The organism is Pseudomonas sp. DW-iso17, assembly GCF_058725345.1.
Window position 1 is genome coordinate 136,798 of sequence record NZ_JBZXEA010000044.1, and the last position, 19,334, is coordinate 156,131.

At 59.4% G+C, this 19,334-nt stretch carries 16 protein-coding genes; 13 read left to right on the forward strand and 3 right to left on the reverse strand.

Going from position 1 to position 19,334, the window contains the following annotated elements:
- Positions 1-154: 154 nt before the first annotated feature.
- The gene (gene clpA, locus AC4PS6_RS22990; protein ID WP_003192090.1) at positions 155-2,425 is read right to left on the reverse strand and encodes an ATP-dependent Clp protease ATP-binding subunit ClpA; all 2,271 of its coding nucleotides are present in this window, start codon (positions 2,423-2,425) and stop codon (positions 155-157) included.
- Between the two features lie 29 nt (positions 2,426-2,454).
- Positions 2,455-2,823 (reverse strand): ATP-dependent Clp protease adapter ClpS, encoded by a 369-nt coding sequence (gene clpS / locus AC4PS6_RS22995; RefSeq protein ID WP_005789091.1) that lies wholly within the window; start codon positions 2,821-2,823, stop codon positions 2,455-2,457.
- 225 nt (positions 2,824-3,048) lie between these two features.
- On the opposite strand from clpS, the gene cspD reads away from it, so the two are divergent.
- A complete protein-coding gene (gene cspD, locus AC4PS6_RS23000) occupies positions 3,049-3,309 on the forward strand; it encodes a cold shock domain-containing protein CspD (RefSeq protein WP_032902846.1) in 261 nt (86 codons plus the stop codon).
- 75 nt (positions 3,310-3,384) lie between these two features.
- Here cspD and icd read toward each other — a convergent pair whose 3' ends face one another.
- Positions 3,385-4,641 carry an NADP-dependent isocitrate dehydrogenase gene (gene icd, locus AC4PS6_RS23005; protein ID WP_005789095.1) on the reverse strand — a complete coding sequence of 419 codons (1,257 nt, stop codon included), beginning with the start codon at positions 4,639-4,641 and terminating at the stop codon, positions 3,385-3,387.
- Positions 4,642-5,124: 483 nt separating this feature from the next.
- Here icd and AC4PS6_RS23010 point away from each other — a divergent pair, with 483 nt between their 5' ends.
- The 12 genes from AC4PS6_RS23010 to nuoC all read left to right on the forward strand — a co-directional run bounded on the left by AC4PS6_RS23010 (position 5,125) and on the right by nuoC (position 19,332).
- Positions 5,125-7,350, forward strand: coding sequence for an NADP-dependent isocitrate dehydrogenase (locus AC4PS6_RS23010; protein WP_014718903.1), 2,226 nt, complete (start codon positions 5,125-5,127; stop codon positions 7,348-7,350).
- A gap of 204 nt (positions 7,351-7,554) precedes the next feature.
- Positions 7,555-8,001, forward strand: coding sequence for an NUDIX hydrolase (locus AC4PS6_RS23015; RefSeq protein ID WP_032902845.1), 447 nt, complete (start codon positions 7,555-7,557; stop codon positions 7,999-8,001).
- Between the two features lie 59 nt (positions 8,002-8,060).
- Complete coding sequence (gene mnmA, locus AC4PS6_RS23020; protein WP_014718905.1) at positions 8,061-9,185, forward strand: tRNA 2-thiouridine(34) synthase MnmA; 1,125 nt, start codon at positions 8,061-8,063, stop codon at positions 9,183-9,185.
- A complete protein-coding gene (gene hflD / locus AC4PS6_RS23025; RefSeq protein ID WP_003192101.1) occupies positions 9,182-9,805 on the forward strand; it encodes a high frequency lysogenization protein HflD in 624 nt (207 codons plus the stop codon). Before mnmA ends, hflD begins: the two co-directional genes overlap by 4 nt.
- Positions 9,806-9,930: 125 nt before the next feature.
- Complete coding sequence (gene purB / locus AC4PS6_RS23030) at positions 9,931-11,301, forward strand: adenylosuccinate lyase (protein ID WP_014718906.1); 1,371 nt, start codon at positions 9,931-9,933, stop codon at positions 11,299-11,301.
- Between the two features lie 84 nt (positions 11,302-11,385).
- Positions 11,386-12,552 carry a ribosomal protein uL16 3-hydroxylase gene (locus AC4PS6_RS23035; protein ID WP_014718907.1) on the forward strand — a complete coding sequence of 389 codons (1,167 nt, stop codon included), beginning with the start codon at positions 11,386-11,388 and terminating at the stop codon, positions 12,550-12,552.
- The gene (locus AC4PS6_RS23040) at positions 12,545-12,967 is read left to right on the forward strand and encodes a GNAT family N-acetyltransferase (protein ID WP_014718908.1); all 423 of its coding nucleotides are present in this window, start codon (positions 12,545-12,547) and stop codon (positions 12,965-12,967) included. Before AC4PS6_RS23035 ends, AC4PS6_RS23040 begins: the two co-directional genes overlap by 8 nt.
- Positions 12,968-13,177: 210 nt before the next feature.
- The gene (locus AC4PS6_RS23045) at positions 13,178-13,915 is read left to right on the forward strand and encodes a secretin N-terminal domain-containing protein (protein ID WP_014718909.1); all 738 of its coding nucleotides are present in this window, start codon (positions 13,178-13,180) and stop codon (positions 13,913-13,915) included.
- Between the two features lie 493 nt (positions 13,916-14,408).
- Positions 14,409-15,734, forward strand: a complete 1,326-nt coding sequence (gene aceA / locus AC4PS6_RS23050) for an isocitrate lyase (protein WP_003174717.1) — start codon at positions 14,409-14,411, stop codon at positions 15,732-15,734.
- Positions 15,735-16,377: 643 nt separating this feature from the next.
- Entirely contained in the window at positions 16,378-16,791 is a 414-nt protein-coding gene (locus AC4PS6_RS23055) for an NADH-quinone oxidoreductase subunit A (protein ID WP_003192109.1), read from the forward strand.
- Between the two features lie 10 nt (positions 16,792-16,801).
- Positions 16,802-17,476, forward strand: coding sequence for a NuoB/complex I 20 kDa subunit family protein (locus tag AC4PS6_RS23060; RefSeq protein WP_003174719.1), 675 nt, complete (start codon positions 16,802-16,804; stop codon positions 17,474-17,476).
- Positions 17,477-17,547: 71 nt separating this feature from the next.
- Positions 17,548-19,332 (forward strand): NADH-quinone oxidoreductase subunit C/D, encoded by a 1,785-nt coding sequence (nuoC, locus tag AC4PS6_RS23065; RefSeq protein ID WP_005789116.1) that lies wholly within the window; start codon positions 17,548-17,550, stop codon positions 19,330-19,332.
- Positions 19,333-19,334: the final 2 nt, after the last annotated feature.

A 19,334-nucleotide genomic window follows, 5' to 3' on the forward strand; every position in this document is an offset into this window, starting at 1 on the left:
CTGCGATAGCGGTGGGCCAGTTAACGATGTGCGGCTGAAGGACCGCCATCGCAGGCAACCCAGCTCCCACAGTTGATGGTCACAGCCTCGTAAATCGTATTTCAGGCAGCAAAAAGGCGCCTTTCGGCGCCTTTTGCAATGTTGCAGCTAACGATCAGGCCATTTCCGCCGTGGTCTCGAACTCGAAGGTCAGCTCGCCGTCCTTCAGGTCGATGTGCACCACGCCACCATGGTCGGAGAGTTCGCCGAACAGGATCTCTTCGGCCAGTGGCCGCTTGATCTTGTCCTGGATCAGACGCGCCATCGGGCGTGCGCCCATTGCCGCATCGTAGCCGCCCTCTGCGATCCAACTGCGGGCCGCTTCCGTCACATCCAGCTGCACGCGCTTGTCTTCCAACTGCGCTTGAAGCTCGGTGAGGAACTTGTCCACCACGCTTTTGATGACCTCATGGCTGAGGCGACCAAACTGGATAATGGTGTCCAGGCGGTTGCGGAACTCCGGCGTGAAGCTCTTCTTGATCACTTCCATGGCATCGGAGGAGTGATCCTGATGCGTAAAGCCGATCGAAGCCCGCGCCGCGGTTTCGGCACCGGCGTTGGTGGTCATGATCACGATCACATTGCGGAAGTCCGCCTTGCGCCCGTTGTTATCGGTCAGGGTCCCGTGGTCCATGACCTGCAACAACAGGTTGAAGACTTCCGGGTGAGCCTTTTCGATTTCATCGAGCAGCAATACGCAATGTGGCTGCTTGGTGATCGCCTCGGTCAACAGGCCGCCCTGGTCGAAGCCGACATAGCCCGGAGGCGCACCGATCAAGCGCGACACAGTGTGGCGCTCCATGTACTCGGACATGTCGAAACGGACCAGCTCGATGCCCATGGCCTTGGCCAACTGGCGAGCCGCCTCGGTCTTGCCGACACCGGTCGGGCCTGCGAACAGGAACGAACCGACTGGCTTGTCCGGCGACTTGAGGCCCGCACGGGACAACTTGATCGCCGTGGACAGCGAGTCGATGGCCGCATCCTGGCCAAACACAGTGAGCTTGAGGTCGCGCTCCAGGTTACGCAGCAGCTCCTTGTCGGAACTGGTGACGTGTTTTGGCGGAATCCGCGCGATCTTGGCCACGATGTCCTCGACCTGAGGCACGTCGATGCGCTTCACGCGCTTCTCGACCGGCTGCAGGCGCTGGTAGGCACCCGCTTCGTCGATCACATCGATGGCCTTGTCAGGCATATGCCGGTCATTGATGTAGCGCGACGCCAGCTCAGCCGCCGCACGCAAGGCCTCATCGGTGTACTCGATGCCATGGTGCGCTTCAAAACGCCCCTTGAGCCCACGCAGGATGCCGATGGTATCTTCAACCGACGGCTCGGACACGTCGACTTTCTGGAAGCGACGCGCCAGGGCACGGTCTTTTTCGAAGATGCCGCGAAATTCCTGGAACGTGGTCGAACCAATGCAGCGGATATCACCGGAGGACAGCAGCGGCTTGAGCAGGTTGGAAGCGTCCATCACCCCACCGGAAGCCGCACCGGCGCCAATGATGGTATGGATCTCGTCGATGAACAGGATGGCCTGCGGGCGTTTTTTCAGCTCGCCGAGCAACGCCTTGAAGCGTTTCTCGAAATCGCCACGGTACTTGGTCCCGGCGAGCAACGCGCCCAGGTCAAGGGAATAGACGACACTGCTGGCCAGCAGGTCTGGCACCTGGTTATCGACAATGCGCTTGGCCAGGCCTTCGGCAATCGCGGTTTTACCCACGCCCGCCTCGCCCACCAGCAACGGGTTGTTCTTGCGACGACGCGCAAGTATCTGCGCTACACGCTCTACCTCGTGCTCACGCCCCACCAGCGGATCGATCCGCCCCTGGCGCGCCATTTCATTGAGGTTGCTGGCATAGGCATCCAGCGGGTTGCTGGAAGAAGAAGACTCACCGCCCTCCTCGTCCTGCATATCCTGCTCGCCCTCGGAATGATCGCCGTGCCCAGGCACCTTGGAGATACCGTGGGCGATGTAATTGACTACATCAATACGGGCAACGCTCTGCTGCTTGAGCAGGAACACGGCCTGGCTTTCCTGTTCGCTGAAAATTGCCACCAGCACATTCGCGCCCGTGACTTCACGCTTACCGGAGCTCTGTACGTGGAACACAGCACGCTGCAATACCCGCTGGAACCCCAGGGTTGGCTGGGTTTCGCGGTCCTCGTCATGCACGGGGATCAGTGGCGTGGTGGAGTCGATAAACTCCTGCAGGTCATGCTTGAGCTTGTCGAGGTTGGCGCCGCACGCACGTAGAACGGTGGCGGCAGCTTCGTTATCCAAAAGTGCCAGCAAAAGGTGTTCGACGGTCATGAATTCATGACGCTTCGAACGAGCCTCTTTGAAGGCAAGATTGAGGGTGACTTCGAGCTCGCGGTTTAACATAGCTTCACCTCATACCCAAGTGGTCGGCGTTAACCGTCCTTCTCGATTTCACAGAGTAGCGGATGCTGGCTTTCCCTGGCGTACTGGTTGACCTGCATGGCCTTTGTCTCGGCGATGTCGCGGGTAAACACTCCACATACTGCCCGTCCTTCTGTGTGAACGGCCAGCATTACCTTGGTCGCCAACTCGCGGTTCAGGTTGAAAAACACCTCGAGCACTTCGACGACGAAATCCATCGGTGTGTAGTCATCATTAAACAAAACCACCTTGTACATCGGCGGCGCCTGTAAAGCAGGCTTGGCCTCCTGAACAGCAATGCCTGCAGAACCGTCGTCGTCATGTTCCTGATCCGGGCGATCCTGATTGAATGTTAGTCGAATCTGGCTGTTTGCATGCATGGGAAAGAAAGGTTCGTCAGTGGTTCAATTACAGTGGTGGGGGCGGCCTGTCAGAATTTCAACTCTGACCCTTTGGTCACCTTGACTATCGGCGAAACGGTGTTACAACGAATAGAGCCCACAGTGGGTAAAAAAGGTCCGCGCAGTCAACCTTATTTATTCGGGTTAGGACGGATAGACAGGATGATACTCCAGTGATGGAGTCTGGTGCAGAGGGATAAGGGAATGGCTAGTGGTGAGGTCAAGTGGTTCAACAATGTCAAGGGTTACGGCTTCGTCATTGAAGACGGCAAGACCGAGGACCTTTTTGCGCATTTCTCAGCGATCCAGATGGAAGGTTACAAAACGCTGAAAGCGGGTCAGCGTGTCAACTTTGAAATCATTCAAGGGCCAAAAGGCATGCATGCCGTAAATATTGTTGATGCGCCTGCCACTGCAGGCGTGAAAGAAACAAAGGTAGAAAAATCAGAGAAGCAACGGGCCTGACCAGCCACTGAAATCAAGCACTCAAAGCAAACCGGCCGCCCCGACTCATCAGGGCGGCCGGTTTTCTCTGCCTGTTTACATATGCTTGATCAACGCATCACCAAACCCCGACGACGACACCAACGTAGCGCCATCCATCAGACGCTCGAAGTCATAAGTCACGGTCTTGGCCGAAATCGCGCCGTTGGTGCCCTTGATGATCAGATCCGCCGCCTCGACCCAGCCCATATGCCGCAGCATCATTTCCGCCGACAGGATCAATGAACCAGGGTTGACCTGATCCTTGCCCGCATATTTAGGCGCAGTACCGTGGGTGGCTTCAAACATTGCCACGGTGTCCGACAGGTTGGCCCCCGGCGCAATACCAATGCCGCCCACTTCCGCCGCCAGGGCGTCGGACAGGTAATCACCATTGAGGTTGAGGGTCGCGATCACGTCATATTCAGCCGGACGCAGCAGGATCTGCTGGAGCATGGCGTCGGCAATGGCATCCTTGACCACTACATTCTTGCCGGTCTTGGGGTTCTTGAACTGCATCCACGGCCCGCCGTCGAGCAGAGTCGCGCCGAACTCTTCAGCCGCCACCTCGTAGGCCCACTCCTTGAAGGCCCCTTCGGTGAACTTCATGATGTTGCCTTTGTGCACGATGGTCAGCGAGTCGCGGTCGTTATCCACCACATACTGCAAGGCCTTGCGCGCCAGGCGCTTGGTACCCTCTTTGGAGACCGGCTTGACGCCAATCCCGCAATCCTGGTCGAAACGGATCTTGGTAACACCCATTTCTTCCTTGAGGAACTTGATCACTTTGATCGCTTCCGGCGAACCGGCCTTCCACTCGATGCCCGCGTAAATATCCTCGGAGTTCTCACGAAAAATAGTCATGTCCACGTCGCCAGGCTTTTTCACCGGACTGGGCACGCCTTCGAACCAGCGCACCGGGCGCAGGCACACGTACAGGTCGAGCTGCTGGCGCAGGGCCACGTTCAGCGAACGGATACCGCCACCGACTGGCGTTGTCAGCGGGCCCTTGATGGACACCACGTAATCCTTGACCGCATCCAGGGTTTCCTGGGGCAGCCAGGTGTCCTGGTCGTAGACTTGAGTGGCCTTTTCACCAGCGTACACCTCCATCCAGGAGATTTTGCGCTTGCCGCCGTAAGCCTTTTCAACAGCGGCATCGACCACCTTGATCATCACCGGGCTGATGTCGACGCCAATACCGTCTCCTTCGATGTAGGGGATGATCGGTTGGTCAGGAACATTGAGAGAATGGTCTGCATTGACGGTGATTTTGTCGCCGACTGCCGGAACCTGAATCTTCTTGTATCCCATGCTGAACTCCATCTATGGATTGAACATCTGGCTGCGTTCGAGCCTACTCCAGATAAATGGCGACTGAAACCTCACGCCATGCTCATTTGCATCGAAAACAGCACATTTGGTGGCCTACAAGCCTGAAAGCAAAGGGAAAAGCGCCAATCTTGAGCACATCTCACCACCTCACGCACCTGCGACCTTTAGACCAATGGACGAGCCTCCTTTTGTATGAAGGCTCAGCGTAAGCATAGCGACCTATGTATAATGCCGCCGCTGACCAAAGAGTCACGACGGCGGACCGCTCTAGAACGTAGCCTTTCGCCAGAAAGCCGGACTATTACCATAGCCCACCCGCTTGACGCTCGACTGATGCAAACCAACATCACCGCGAAGAAACCTCGACATTTCGCTCATGGATGACTTTGAACGAACGCGCTCTACCCGGCGCATCTCGAGTTTCTGCGCACGCTTTCAGCAAAGAAGAGAGTTAATCCGAATATGCCCACCCGCTCGAAGATCATCTACACCTTCACCGACGAAGCCCCAGCCCTCGCCACCTATTCACTGCTGCCTATCGTAGAGGCCTTCACCGCTTCCGCTGATATTGCCGTGGAAACCCGCGACATTTCCCTCGCCGGGCGCATCCTCGCAAGCTTCCCCGAGCAACTGGGCACCAAGGCCATCCCGGACCACCTCGCCGAACTGGGCGACCTGGCCGTTACGCCTGAAGCCAACATCATCAAGCTTCCCAACATCAGCGCCTCGACCCCGCAGCTGCAAGCCGCGATCAAGGAACTGCAGGCCCAGGGCTACGCCCTGCCGGACTACCCTGAAACCGTAACCACCGACGCGGAAAAAGAAACCCGTGCACGTTACGACAAGGTCAAGGGCAGCGCCGTGAACCCGGTACTGCGCGAAGGCAACTCCGACCGTCGCGCACCGCTGTCGGTCAAGAACTACGCACGCAAGCACCCGCACAAGATGGGCGCCTGGGCTGCCGACTCCAAGTCGCACATTGCCCACATGAACAACGGCGACTTCTACGGCAGCGAAAAAGCCGTGCAGATCGAAACCGCTGACGCGGTCAAAATTGCGCTGGTTGCGAAGGACGGCACCACCACCGTCCTGAAGGAAAAGACCAGCGTTCAGGCCGGCGAAATCATCGACACCGCCGTGCTGAGCAAGAAAGCCCTGCGCAGCTTCATCGCCGCTGAAATCGAAGACGCCAAGAAGCAAGGCGTGCTGCTGTCGGTTCACTTGAAAGCCACCATGATGAAGGTCTCCGACCCGATCATGTTCGGCCAGATCGTTGCCGAGTTCTATAAAGACGCCCTGGCCAAGCACGCGACCGTGCTGGAACAGATCGGCTTCAACCTGAACAACGGCATCGGCGACCTGTACGCCCGCATCAAAGCCCTGCCGGCCGACCAGCAGGCGCAGATCGAAGCCGATATCCAGGCGGTCTACGCCGTTCGCCCTGCCCTGGCGATGGTCAACTCCGACAAAGGCATCACCAACCTGCACGTGCCGAGCGACGTCATCGTCGACGCCTCGATGCCAGCGATGATCCGTGACTCCGGCAAGATGTGGGGCACCGACGGCCAACTGCACGACACCAAGGCTGTGATCCCGGATCGCTGCTACGCCACCATCTACCAGGCGGTCATCGAAGACTGCAAGGCCAATGGCGCCTTCGACCCCACCACCATGGGCAGCGTGCCAAACGTTGGCCTGATGGCGAAGAAAGCCGAAGAGTACGGCTCCCACGACAAGACCTTCCAGATCAAGGCTGACGGCGTTGTCCGCGTCACCGACAGCCAGGGCAACCTGCTGATGGAACAGAACGTCGAAGCTGGCGACATCTTCCGCATGTGCCAGACCAAAGACGCGCCGATCCAGGACTGGGTCAAGCTCGCCGTCAACCGTGCCCGCGCCAGCAACACCCCGGCCATTTTCTGGCTGGACCCTAAGCGCGCGCACGATGGCGTGGTGGTCGAGAAAGTTCAGACCTACCTGAAAGATCACAACACCGAAGGCCTGGACATCCGCATCATGGCCCCGGTCGATGCGATGAAGTTCACCCTGGAGCGCACCCGCAAGGGCCTGGACACCATCTCGGTGACCGGCAACGTACTGCGCGACTACCTGACCGACCTGTTCCCGATCATGGAACTGGGCACCAGCGCCAAGATGCTGTCGATCGTGCCGCTGATGAATGGCGGTGGCCTGTTCGAAACCGGTGCTGGCGGTTCGGCTCCAAAGCACGTGCAGCAACTGCTGGAAGAAAACTTCCTGCGCTGGGATTCCCTGGGCGAGTTCCTGGCCCTGGCCGCGTCCCTCGAGCATTTGGGTGTGACGTACAACAACCCCAAAGCCCTGGTACTGTCCAAGACCCTGGACCAGGCCACCGGCCAGTTCCTGGACAACAACAAGTCGCCATCGCGCAAGGTCGGCAACATCGACAACCGCGGCAGCCACTTCTACCTGGCGCTGTACTGGGCACAAGCCCTGGCGGCCCAGACCGAAGACACTGCACTGCAAGCGCAGTTTGGCGAATTGGCCAAAACCCTGGCCGAGAACGAAGCAACCATCGTTGCCGAACTCAACGCCGTACAGGGCAAGCCAGTGGACATCGGCGGCTACTACGCGCCGAACCCAGAGCTGACCAGCAAGGCCATGCGCCCGAGCAACACCCTCAATGCGGCGATTGCCAAGTTGAAGTAAGGTTGTAAGGATGCAAAGAAGCCCCGGCCCAGTGCCGGGGTTTCTGCTTGTAGGGACTTCATTGAAGAAACCCAATCCAATGTGGGAGCTGGCTTGCCTGCGATTGCAGTCTGTCAGTTCATACAGGCGTAGCTGACCCACCGCCATCGCAGGCAAGCCAGCTCCCACATTGAGCATGCCACCTTCCAGATACCGAGGTTCGCAATGACCTGGCTCCCCCACATCACCGTCGCCACCATCGTCGAAGACAACGGCCGCTTCCTGATGGTCGAAGAACTCAAGGGCGGCCGCGCCGTGCTCAACCAGCCCGCCGGCCATCTGGACCCGAACGAAACCCTGACCGAAGCTGCCGTGCGCGAAACGCTGGAAGAAACCGGCTGGGACGTGGAAGCTACCGGCATCGTCGGCATCTACCTGTACACCGCACCCAGCAATGGCGTCACCTATCAACGGGTCTGCTTTATCGCCAAGGCCCTGAGACACCACCCGGACCATCAACTCGACGAAGGCATCCTGCGCGCCCGCTGGCTGACCCGTGACGAGCTGATGGCCGTGCGCGACGACTGGCGCAGCGAGCTGATTATCCGCTGCATCGATGATTATCTGGCCGGCCAATGCCACAGTCTCGAATTGATCCGCCCTTCTCTTTAGCCTTGCGGGCCCAGGCCTGCTAGAATCGCGTCCTTTTTCAAGACACCCGTTGAAACCCTATGCGTGATTCAGCCCCTTCTGACACACAAAAGAAGCGCGTCATCGTCGGCATGTCCGGCGGCGTGGACTCTTCCGTTTCCGCCGTTCTGCTCATGGAGCAGGGTTATGAGGTGGAAGGCCTGTTCATGAAGAACTGGGAAGAAGACGATGGAACCGAATACTGCACCGCCATGGACGACCTCGCCGACGCCCAGGCCGTATGCGACAAGATCGGCATCAAGCTGCACACCGCCAACTTCGCCGCCGAGTACTGGGACAACGTGTTCGAGCACTTCCTGGCCGAATACAAGGCCGGCCGCACGCCGAACCCGGACATCCTGTGTAACCGCGAAATCAAGTTCAAGGCCTTCCTCGACTACGCCATGATGCTCGGCGCCGACCTGATAGCTACCGGCCACTACGTGCGCCGTCGCGATATCGATGGCCGCACCGAATTGCTCAAGGGCCTGGACCCGAACAAGGACCAGAGCTACTTCCTGCACGCCGTCGGTGGTGAGCAGATCGCCAAGACCCTGTTTCCGGTCGGCGAGCTGGAAAAGCCCGAAGTGCGCAAAATTGCGGAGAAACACGGCCTGGCCACCGCCAAGAAGAAAGATTCCACCGGTATCTGCTTTATCGGCGAGCGGCGCTTCAGTGATTTCCTCAAGCAATACCTGCCGGCGCAACCGGGCGAGATCAAGACCACCGAGGGTGAAGTGATCGGCCGCCACCACGGCCTGATGTACCACACCATCGGCCAGCGCCAGGGCCTGGGTATTGGCGGTTTGAAGGACGCCGGTGAAGAGCCGTGGTACGTGCTGGTCAAAGACCTGGAAAACAACGTGCTGGTGGTCGGCCAAGGCAACGAGCACCCGCTGCTGTTCTCCGGCGCCCTGCTCGCTTCCGAGATCTATTGGGTCAACCCTATCGACTTGAGCACCCCGCGCCGCCTGACCGCCAAAGTGCGTTATCGCCAGAGCGACCAGCCCTGCACCCTGGAAAAGACCGCCACCGGCTACCGTGCCACCTTCGATGACCCGCAGCGCGCGGTCACCCCTGGCCAGTCCGTGGTGTTCTATGACGGCGAAATCTGCCTGGGCGGCGGCGTGATTGAAGTCGCGCAAGCCTGGAGCAACCCGGCATGAGCCCGACCCAGGAGCAATTGACGGCCCTTGGCGGTGTCTTTCTCGCTGCGGTACTGGTGGACAAGATCGCCAAGACCGGCCAGGTCACTGAAGCCGGCCTGACCTGCATGCTCGGCAGCCTGCTGATCCGCGATCCCAAGGACACCCTTGAGGTTTATGGCGGTGACGACCTGGCCCTGCGTGAAGGCTATCGCGCCCTGATCGGCGCCCTGGAGCGCGACCCCAGCACTCTGCAGCGCGAACCGTTGCGCTATGCCCTGTCGATGCTCGGCCTTGAGCGCCAACTAGCCAAGCGTGACGACCTGCTGGACACCATCGGCAAGCGCCTGCCGCAGATCCAGTCCCAGGTAGAACACTTCGGCCCGGCCCACGAAAACGTGATCGCAGCCTGTGGTGCGCTGTACCAGGACACCTTGAGCACCCTGCGCCAGCGCATCCAGGTGCACGGCGACATGCGCAACCTGCAGCAACCCAACAACGCGTCGAAAATCCGCGCCCTGCTCCTGGCCGGTATTCGTTCGGCACGCTTGTGGCGCCAACTGGGCGGTCATCGCTGGCAGTTGGTGATCAGCCGACGCAAATTGCTCAAAGAGCTTTACCCGTTGATGCGCAACGAATAAGTCGCACCAGCAGGCTGTTTTCAAGCCATTACGCGTAATACGCCGGTCAGTTGGCGACGGACCGGCGGATTTTTTCATGTATGATACGCGCCCCATTTCGTTGCCCGACTGTCCGAGAACACCCCATGCAGCTCTCTTCGCTCACTGCGGTTTCCCCTGTTGACGGCCGCTACGCCGGCAAAACCCAGGCCCTGCGCCCTATTTTCAGCGAGTACGGCCTGATCCGTGCCCGTGTCCTGGTTGAAGTGCGCTGGCTCCAGCGCCTGGCCGCTCACCCCGCCATCAGCGAAGTGCCGGCGTTTTCCGCCGAAGCCAACGCTGTATTGAACACCCTGGCGGAAAACTTCTCCCTGGAGCACGCCGAGCGTGTCAAAGAGATCGAGCGCACCACCAACCACGACGTCAAAGCCATCGAATACCTGCTCAAAGAGCAAGCGGCCCAACTGCCGGAACTGGCCCAGGTCAGCGAGTTCATCCACTTTGCCTGCACCAGCGAGGACATCAACAACCTGTCCCACGCCCTGATGCTGCGCGAAGGCCGTGATGACGTGATGCTGCCGCTGATGCGCCAGACCGCCGAAGCCATCCGCGAGCTGGCGATCCGTTTCGCTGCCGTGCCGATGCTGTCGCGCACCCACGGCCAGCCGGCCTCGCCAACCACCCTGGGCAAAGAACTGGCCAACGTGGTGTACCGCCTGGAGCGCCAGATCGCCCAAGTCGCCGCCGTGCCATTGCTGGGCAAGATCAACGGCGCCGTAGGCAACTACAACGCCCACCTGTCGGCCTACCCTGAGATCGACTGGGAAGCCAACGCCCGCGCCTTCATCGAAGACGAGCTGGGCCTGGGCTTCAACCCCTACACCACGCAGATCGAACCGCACGACTACATCGCCGAACTGTTCGACGCGATTGCACGCTTCAACACCATCCTGATCGATTTTGATCGCGATATCTGGGGCTACATCTCCCTGGGCTACTTCAAGCAGCGCACCATTGCCGGCGAAATCGGTTCTTCGACCATGCCGCACAAGGTCAACCCGATCGACTTCGAAAACTCCGAAGGCAACCTGGGTATCGCCAACGCCCTGTTCCAGCACCTGGCCAGCAAGTTGCCGATCTCCCGCTGGCAGCGCGACCTGACCGACTCCACCGTACTGCGCAACCTCGGCGTGGGCTTTGCCCACAGCGTGATCGCGTACGAAGCCAGCCTCAAAGGCATCAGCAAGCTGGAGCTCAACGAGCAGAAGATTGCCGCTGACCTGGACGCGTGCTGGGAAGTACTGGCCGAGCCGATCCAGACTGTGATGCGCCGCTACAACATCGAAAACCCCTACGAGAAGCTGAAAGAATTGACGCGCGGCAAGGGCATCAGCCCCGAAGCACTGCAAACTTTCATCGACGGCCTGGACATGCCAGCCGCGGCCAAGGCCGAGCTGAAGCTGCTCACCCCGGCCAACTACATCGGCAACGCTGTAGAGCAAGCCAAGCGCATCTGATCCAAGCAAGCTCCTTTGAGACGCCCGGCCGCGCCGGGCGTTTTTATTCCTGTCTTAAAAGTGCTTTTTTTCAATAGGTTACACATGAATCCTGATATCCCTCTTCAACTTCTGGGCGGCATCACGGCACGGGAATTCCTGCGCGACTACTGGCAGAAAAAACCGCTGCTGATCCGCCAGGCCATCCCTGACTTCGAAAGCCCGATCGACGCCGACGAACTGGCAGGCCTGGCCCTGGAAGAAGAAGTCGAGTCGCGCCTGGTGATCGAACACGGCGAGCGCCCGTGGGAACTGCGTCGCGGCCCGTTCGCCGAAGACGCTTTCAGCACCCTGCCCGAGCGCGAGTGGACCCTGCTGGTGCAGGCAGTCGACCAGTTCGTGCCGGAGGTGGCTGAGCTGCTGGAGCACTTCCGCTTCCTGCCGAGCTGGCGTATCGATGATGTGATGATCAGCTTCGCCGCGCCGGGTGGCAGCGTCGGTCCGCATTTCGATAACTACGATGTGTTCCTGCTGCAAGCCCAGGGCAAGCGCAACTGGAAGATCGGCCAGATGTGCAATTCCGAAAGCCCGTTGCTGCAACACGCCGACCTGCGCATCCTCGCCGAATTCGAAGAAAGCGCCGAATGGGTGCTGGAACCGGGCGACATGCTCTACCTGCCGCCGCGCCTGGCCCATTTCGGCATTGCTGAAGACGACTGCATGACCTATTCCGTGGGTTTCCGTGCACCGAGCGCCGCTGAAGTGCTGACCCACTTCACCGACTTCCTCAGCCAGTACCTGACCGACGAAGAGCGCTACACCGACGCAGACGCCCAGCCGGTCAGCGACCCGCACCAGATCCAGGGCGACGCACTGGACCGCCTCAAGGGCTTGCTCGCCGAGCACATGAGCGATGAGCGCATGCTGCTGACCTGGTTCGGCCAGTTCATGACCGAGCCACGCTACCCGGAACTGGTGGCCGGCGAAGAGTTGGGCGAAGAAGACTTCATCAACAGCCTGCAAGACGGCGCGATCCTGGTACGCAACCCGAGCGCACGCCTGGCCTGGTCCGAAGTCGACGACGATGTACTGTTGTTTGCCAGTGGCCAGAGCCGTTACCTGCCGGGCAAACTGCGTGAACTGTTGAAGCTGGTGTGCTCGGCCGATGCACTGCACAGCGAAAACCTGGGCGAGTGGCTGGCCGACGAAGACGGTCGCGACCTGCTGTGCGAACTGGTCAAGCAAGGCAGCCTGGGGTTCGCGGATGAATAGAATTCACGTAAGTGTCGCGGACTGGCGAAAGGATATCGACGAGATTCGGCGCATTCGTGAAGCGGTATTCATCGCCGAACAATCGGTCCCGCCTGAACTGGAGTGGGACGCGGACGATGCCGGCGCCATGCATTTTCTTGCATACGAAGGTGATTTCCCGATTGGCACCGCTCGATTGCTGCCCAGCGGCGAGATCGGTCGGGTATCAGTGCTCAAGGACTGGCGTGGGCTGAAAGTCGGCGACAAGCTGATGGAAGCGGTGATCGGCGAGGCGGTGAAACGCGGCCAGACCCGGCAATTCCTGAGTGCGCAGGTGTATGCGGCGCCGTTTTATGAGCGGCTGGGTTTCAAGATCGTCAGCGATGAGTTTCTTGAGGTCGGGATTCCGCATGTGGATATGGTGCGCGGGGACTGACCCGAGTCCGCGTCGCCTGCATCGCAGGCAAGCCAGCTCCCACATTTGACTGCATTCCAAGTGTGGGAGCTGGCTTGCCTGCGATAGCTATTTCAGCAACATCCTGAATGCCCTGCCTGCCAGGGCATTTTGCCGTCTACGATTCAACTTGCGCCCTGCCAGGCCGACAAACTGGCACTATCAAGCAAATGACTCGCAGAGATAACGGACATGTCCCTACGCACCCTGCTCACCGCCCTCGTGATGACCGTCAGCGCTTGCGCCATGGCCGCCACTGAAGTCGTCAACCTGAACAACCGCACCAGCGCCGACCTGCTGCCCGTGGCGCAGAACTTCATTGGCAAGGACGGCACCGTCAGCGCCTACGGCAACCAGCTTATCGTTAACGCTGAGCCCGCCAGGATCGAGGGCTTGCGCGCACTGCTCGGCCAATTGGATACACCGGCCAAACGCCTGCTGATCACCGTCGATACCAACGAGAACAACCAACAGAACAGTGGTGACAGCCAGACCCGCATCATCAGCTACGGCACTGCCAGCCGCGACGGTGGCGTGCAGCAGATCCAGGCCAGCGAAGGCGTGCCTGCGCTGATCCAGGTCGGCCAGAGCGTACCGCTGACCACCACGCAACAGGACAGCTACGGCCGTCTGCAAAACCAGACCCAGTATCGCAACGTCACCCAGGGCTTTTACGTGACCGCCAGCGTCACCGGCGAGACCGTACACCTGGCCATCAGTACCAACCGTGACCGCATGAGCCAGGAACGTCCCGATGTAGTGAACGTGCAAAGCACCGACACAACTGTCAGCGGCCGCCTGGGCGAATGGATTCCCCTGGCCGGCATCAATCGTGAAACCCAGGCGGACAAGTCCTCTACAACCCGCAGCTACTCTACTCAGGGCCGCGATGACCTGACTTTACGGGTCAAGGTCGACACCCTGAACTGAAGCACCGAAAACTGACTGGCAAGTCGCATTAGACTAAAGATGTAGTGCCAGAAAAAAAGCACTACAAAACATTTGACGAGCCAAAAAAGCATGGGCATGATGGCCTCGCTCCCGCTAATCAGGGGCCCTGGCAAGGGCCTTCGGATCGCCGCTCTAAGCTACCCACCTGAGCCGATTCGTGTCTGTACCGCCCACAAGGTGTGTTTGACGTTGGTTGCGACTGGAACGAAGTTGTCCCGAGGGACGGAAGCTAACCAGGTAACCCGGCTACACACTGATGGATCGTACAAAGGCCCACGACGCCCGAAGACCGTTCGCAGTTTGCCCTTACCTGCTCAACTCCCCCTTGAGCCCCATCGTTCATCCCGTCGCCTACCTCCGTCAGATTTGACTTGAACCCCAAAGCTTCTGGTCAGCGAGCAATCCTACCCAGGCAACGAATGCCGGGCTGGCAAACGGATACTTCAAACAAGACGCGACGAGGTTTTTCCCCATGGCACTGACACGCGAACAGCAAATTGCAGCCCTTGAAAAAGACTGGGCTGAAAACCCACGCTGGAAAGGCGTGACCCGCGCTTATTCCGCTGCTGACGTCGTCCGCCTGCGTGGCTCGGTCCAACCTGAGCACACCTTCGCAAAACTCGGCGCCGAGAAGCTGTGGAACCTGGTCACTCAGGGTGCCAAGCCTTCTTTCCGTCCCGACAAAGATTTCGTCAACTGCATGGGCGCCCTCACTGGCGGCCAGGCAGTCCAGCAGGTAAAAGCCGGTATCCAGGCGATCTACCTGTCCGGTTGGCAAGTGGCGGCGGACAACAACTCCGCTGAATCCATGTACCCCGACCAATCGCTGTACCCGGTGGACTCGGTACCAACCGTGGTCAAGCGCATCAACAACTCGTTCCGTCGTGCCGACCAGATCCAGTGGAAAGCCGGCAAGAACCCAGGCGATGAAGGCTACATCGACTACTTCGCGCCAATCGTGGCAGACGCCGAAGCCGGTTTCGGTGGCGTACTCAACGCCTACGAGCTGATGAAGAGCATGATCGAGGCAGGCGCTGCCGGCGTGCACTTCGAAGACCAGCTGGCTTCGGTGAAAAAATGCGGCCACATGGGTGGCAAGGTACTGGTACCGACCCAGGAAGCTGTACAGAAGCTGACCGCCGCTCGCCTGGCCGCTGACGTTGCCGGTACACCGACCATCATCCTGGCCCGTACCGACGCCAACGCGGCAGACTTGCTGACCTCGGACTGCGACCCGTACGACCAACCATTCGTTACCGGCGAGCGCACCCAGGAAGGCTTCTATAAAGTGCGCGCCGGCCTCGACCAGGCAATCGCCCGTGGCCTGGCCTACGCGCCGTACGCCGATCTGATCTGGTGCGAAACCGCCAAGCCAGACCTGGACGAAGCACGCCGCTTTGCCGAAGCGATCAAGAAGGAGTACCCGGACCAACTGCTGTCCTACAACTGCTCGCCTTCCTTCAACTGGAAGAAGAACCTGGACGACGCGACCATCGCCAAGTTCCAGCGTGAGCTGTCGGCCATGGGCTACAAGCACCAGTTCATCACCCTGGCCGGTATCCACAACATGTGGCACAGCATGTTCAACCTGGCGCACGACTACGCCCGCAACGACATGACCGCCTACGTGAAGCTGCAGGAGCAGGAATTCGCAGACGCCGCCAAAGGCTACACCTTCGTGGCGCACCAGCAGGAAGTGGGCACCGGCTACTTCGACGACATGACCACCGTGATCCAGGGCGGCACCTCGTCCGTGACCGCGCTGACCGGTTCGACCGAAGAAGAGCAGTTCCACTAAGTACCGCGTACACGGCCACTGCGGCCCCACGGAAGACCTAACCGCAGTGCCGCGCAACAATCACGCCCCGACTGGTTCGGGGCGTTTTTTTTGCCTAGGAATCACCGAAAATCAAGGGTGGGAGCTGGCTTGCCTGCGATGGCGGTGGGTCAGAGGCAGGTGTTTCAGCTGATCCGCCGCCATCGCAGGCAAGCCAGCTCCTACATTGACCGCCCCCTATCCATAGTTTTTTGCTAAAAACATTGATCCAGAGCGGTATCCGCGCACATCCGATCGGTTAAAAGAACCGTTGCGACAACTAAGCGACACTCAAGCAAGTAACGGTAACTTCCCGCGCCACATGAGAAACACTCGCTTACACCCCACGCAAACAATATTCATTATCATTTAGCGCCTGAAAACTTCGTTACCGCTTAAACAAAACATAATTGATGAAAAGCCCGCTAATGCCCACGCCACAAGGGCTACAGCCCCAAGAAGGTGCACTATGTGCTTATTCCACCGAATAATTTCGCCCTGGGAATTTTACTTGCCCGGTGTTTAGCCATAAAATCACCGCGATTGATTGCAGTGCGACATATCGTCACTGCATCGTTACTTTTTCGAGCTCAGAGACCTTTGCTCTCTGTTAAGGATTTCCAGCATGACCGACGCGACAGGACTCATGGCCCACAACTGGGGCTTTGCCATTTTCCTTCTCGGTGTTGTAGGCCTCTGCGCCTTCATGCTTGGCGTCTCCAGCCTCCTCGGGTCAAAAGCCTGGGGCCGCAGCAAAAACGAACCGTTCGAATCCGGCATGCTACCTACAGGTGGCGCCCGCTTGCGGCTCTCAGCCAAATTCTATCTGGTCGCGATGCTCTTCGTGATCTTCGATATCGAAGCCCTCTTTCTCTTTGCATGGTCTGTGTCCGTCCGCGAAAGCGGCTGGACCGGATTCGTCGAAGCTCTCGTTTTCATAGCAATTCTGTTGGCAGGTCTTGTCTACCTGTTCCGAGTGGGCGCCCTTGACTGGGCTCCGGAAGCTCGTCGCAAGCGGCAAGCGAAGCTGAAACAATGAGGCTTTGGCAATGCAATACAATCTCACCAGGATCGACCCGGATGCTCCTAACGAGCAGTACCCCATCGGCGAACGGGAAACCGTCTCCGACCCGTTAGAAGACCAAGTCCACAAAAACATCTACATGGGCAAGCTGGAAGACGTGCTGAGTGGCGCGGTCAACTGGGGGCGTAAAAACTCCCTGTGGCCGTACAACTTCGGTCTTTCGTGCTGCTACGTGGAAATGACCACCGCCTTCACGGCGCCCCACGACATCGCGCGCTTTGGCGCCGAAGTGATCCGGGCCTCGCCGCGCCAGGCGGATTTCATGGTTATCGCCGGTACCTGCTTCATCAAGATGGCGCCGATCATCCAGCGCCTCTATGAGCAAATGCTCGAACCAAAGTGGGTTATCTCCATGGGTTCGTGCGCCAACTCCGGTGGCATGTACGACATCTACTCGGTCGTTCAAGGGGTGGACAAGTTCCTGCCCGTGGACGTCTACGTGCCTGGCTGCCCGCCCCGTCCCGAAGCGTTCCTGCAAGGCTTGATGCTGTTGCAGGAATCGATTGGCAAGGAGCGTCGCCCACTGTCCTGGGTGGTCGGTGATCAAGGCGTTTATCGCGCCGAGATGCCGTCTCAAAAGGAACAGCGCCGCGAACAGCGAATCGCAGTCACCAACCTGCGCAGCCCCGACGAAGTCTGATCCAGCCCGCTTCTTTTATAGAACGAAAACCTGGCTTCATTCTTTACGTTGACCGAAAGCGATAAAAAACCATGACTACAGGCAGTGCTCTGTACATCCCGCCTTATAAGGCAGACGACCAGGATGTGGTTGTCGAACTCAATAACCGTTTCGGCCCTGACGCCTTCACCGCCCAGGCCACACGCACCGGTATGCCGGTGCTGTGGGTGGCGCGTGCCAGGCTCGTCGAAGTCCTGACCTTCCTGCGCAACCTGCCCAAGCCGTACGTCATGCTCTATGACCTGCATGGCGTGGACGAGCGTCTGCGCACCAAGCGCCAGGGCCTGCCGAGCGGTGCCGATTTCACCGTGTTCTACCACCTGATGTCGCTGGAACGTAACAGCGACGTGATGATCAAGGTCGCCCTGAGCGAGAGCGACCTGAGCATCCCGACCGTGACCGGTATCTGGCCGAACGCCAGCTGGTACGAGCGTGAAGTCTGGGACATGTTCGGCATCGACTTCCCTGGCCACCCGCACCTGACGCGCATCATGATGCCGCCGACCTGGGAAGGTCACCCGCTGCGCAAGGACTTCCCTGCCCGCGCCACCGAATTCGACCCGTACAGCCTCAACCTCGCCAAGCAACAGCTTGAAGAAGAGGCGGCGCGCTTCCGCCCCGAAGACTGGGGCATGAAGCGCTCCGGCACCAACGAGGACTACATGTTCCTCAACCTGGGCCCGAACCACCCTTCGGCCCACGGTGCCTTCCGTATCATCCTGCAACTGGACGGCGAAGAAATCGTCGACTGCGTCCCGGACATCGGCTACCACCACCGTGGCGCCGAGAAGATGGCCGAGCGTCAGTCCTGGCACAGCTTCATCCCGTACACCGACCGTATCGACTACCTCGGCGGCGTGATGAACAACCTGCCGTACGTGCTCTCGGTCGAGAAGCTGGCCGGTATCAAGGTACCGGACCGCGTCGACACCATCCGCATCATGATGGCCGAGTTCTTCCGCATCACCAGCCACCTGCTGTTCCTGGGTACCTATATCCAGGACGTCGGCGCCATGACGCCGGTGTTCTTCACCTTCACCGACCGTCAGCGTGCCTACAAGGTCATCGAAGCCATCACCGGTTTCCGTCTGCACCCGGCCTGGTACCGCATCGGCGGAGTGGCCCACGACCTGCCGAACGGCTGGGAACGCCTGGTCAAGGAATTCATCGACTGGATGCCCAAGCGCCTGGACGAGTACCAGAAAGCCGCGCTGGACAACAGCATCCTCAAGGGCCGCACCATCGGCGTCGCGCAGTACAACACCAAAGAGGCCCTGGAATGGGGCGTCACCGGTGCCGGCCTGCGTTCCACCGGTTGCGACTTCGACCTGCGTAAAGCACGCCCGTACTCCGGCTACGAGAACTTCGAGTTCGAAGTACCGCTGGCGGCCAATGGCGATGCCTACGACCGTTGCATCGTGCGCGTCGAAGAAATGCGCCAGAGCCTGAAGATCATCGAGCAGTGCATGCGCAACATGCCGGCCGGCCCGTACAAGGCGGATCACCCGCTGACCACGCCGCCGCCCAAAGAGCGCACGCTGCAGCACATCGAAACCCTGATCACGCACTTCCTGCAGGTTTCGTGGGGCCCGGTGATGCCGGCCAACGAATCCTTCCAGATGATCGAAGCGACCAAGGGTATCAACAGTTATTACCTGACGAGCGATGGCGGCACCATGAGCTACCGCACCCGGATTCGTACCCCAAGTTTTGCCCACTTGCAGCAGATCCCTTCGGTGATCAAAGGCGAGATGGTCGCGGACTTGATTGCGTACCTGGGTAGTATCGATTTCGTTATGGCCGACGTGGACCGCTAAGC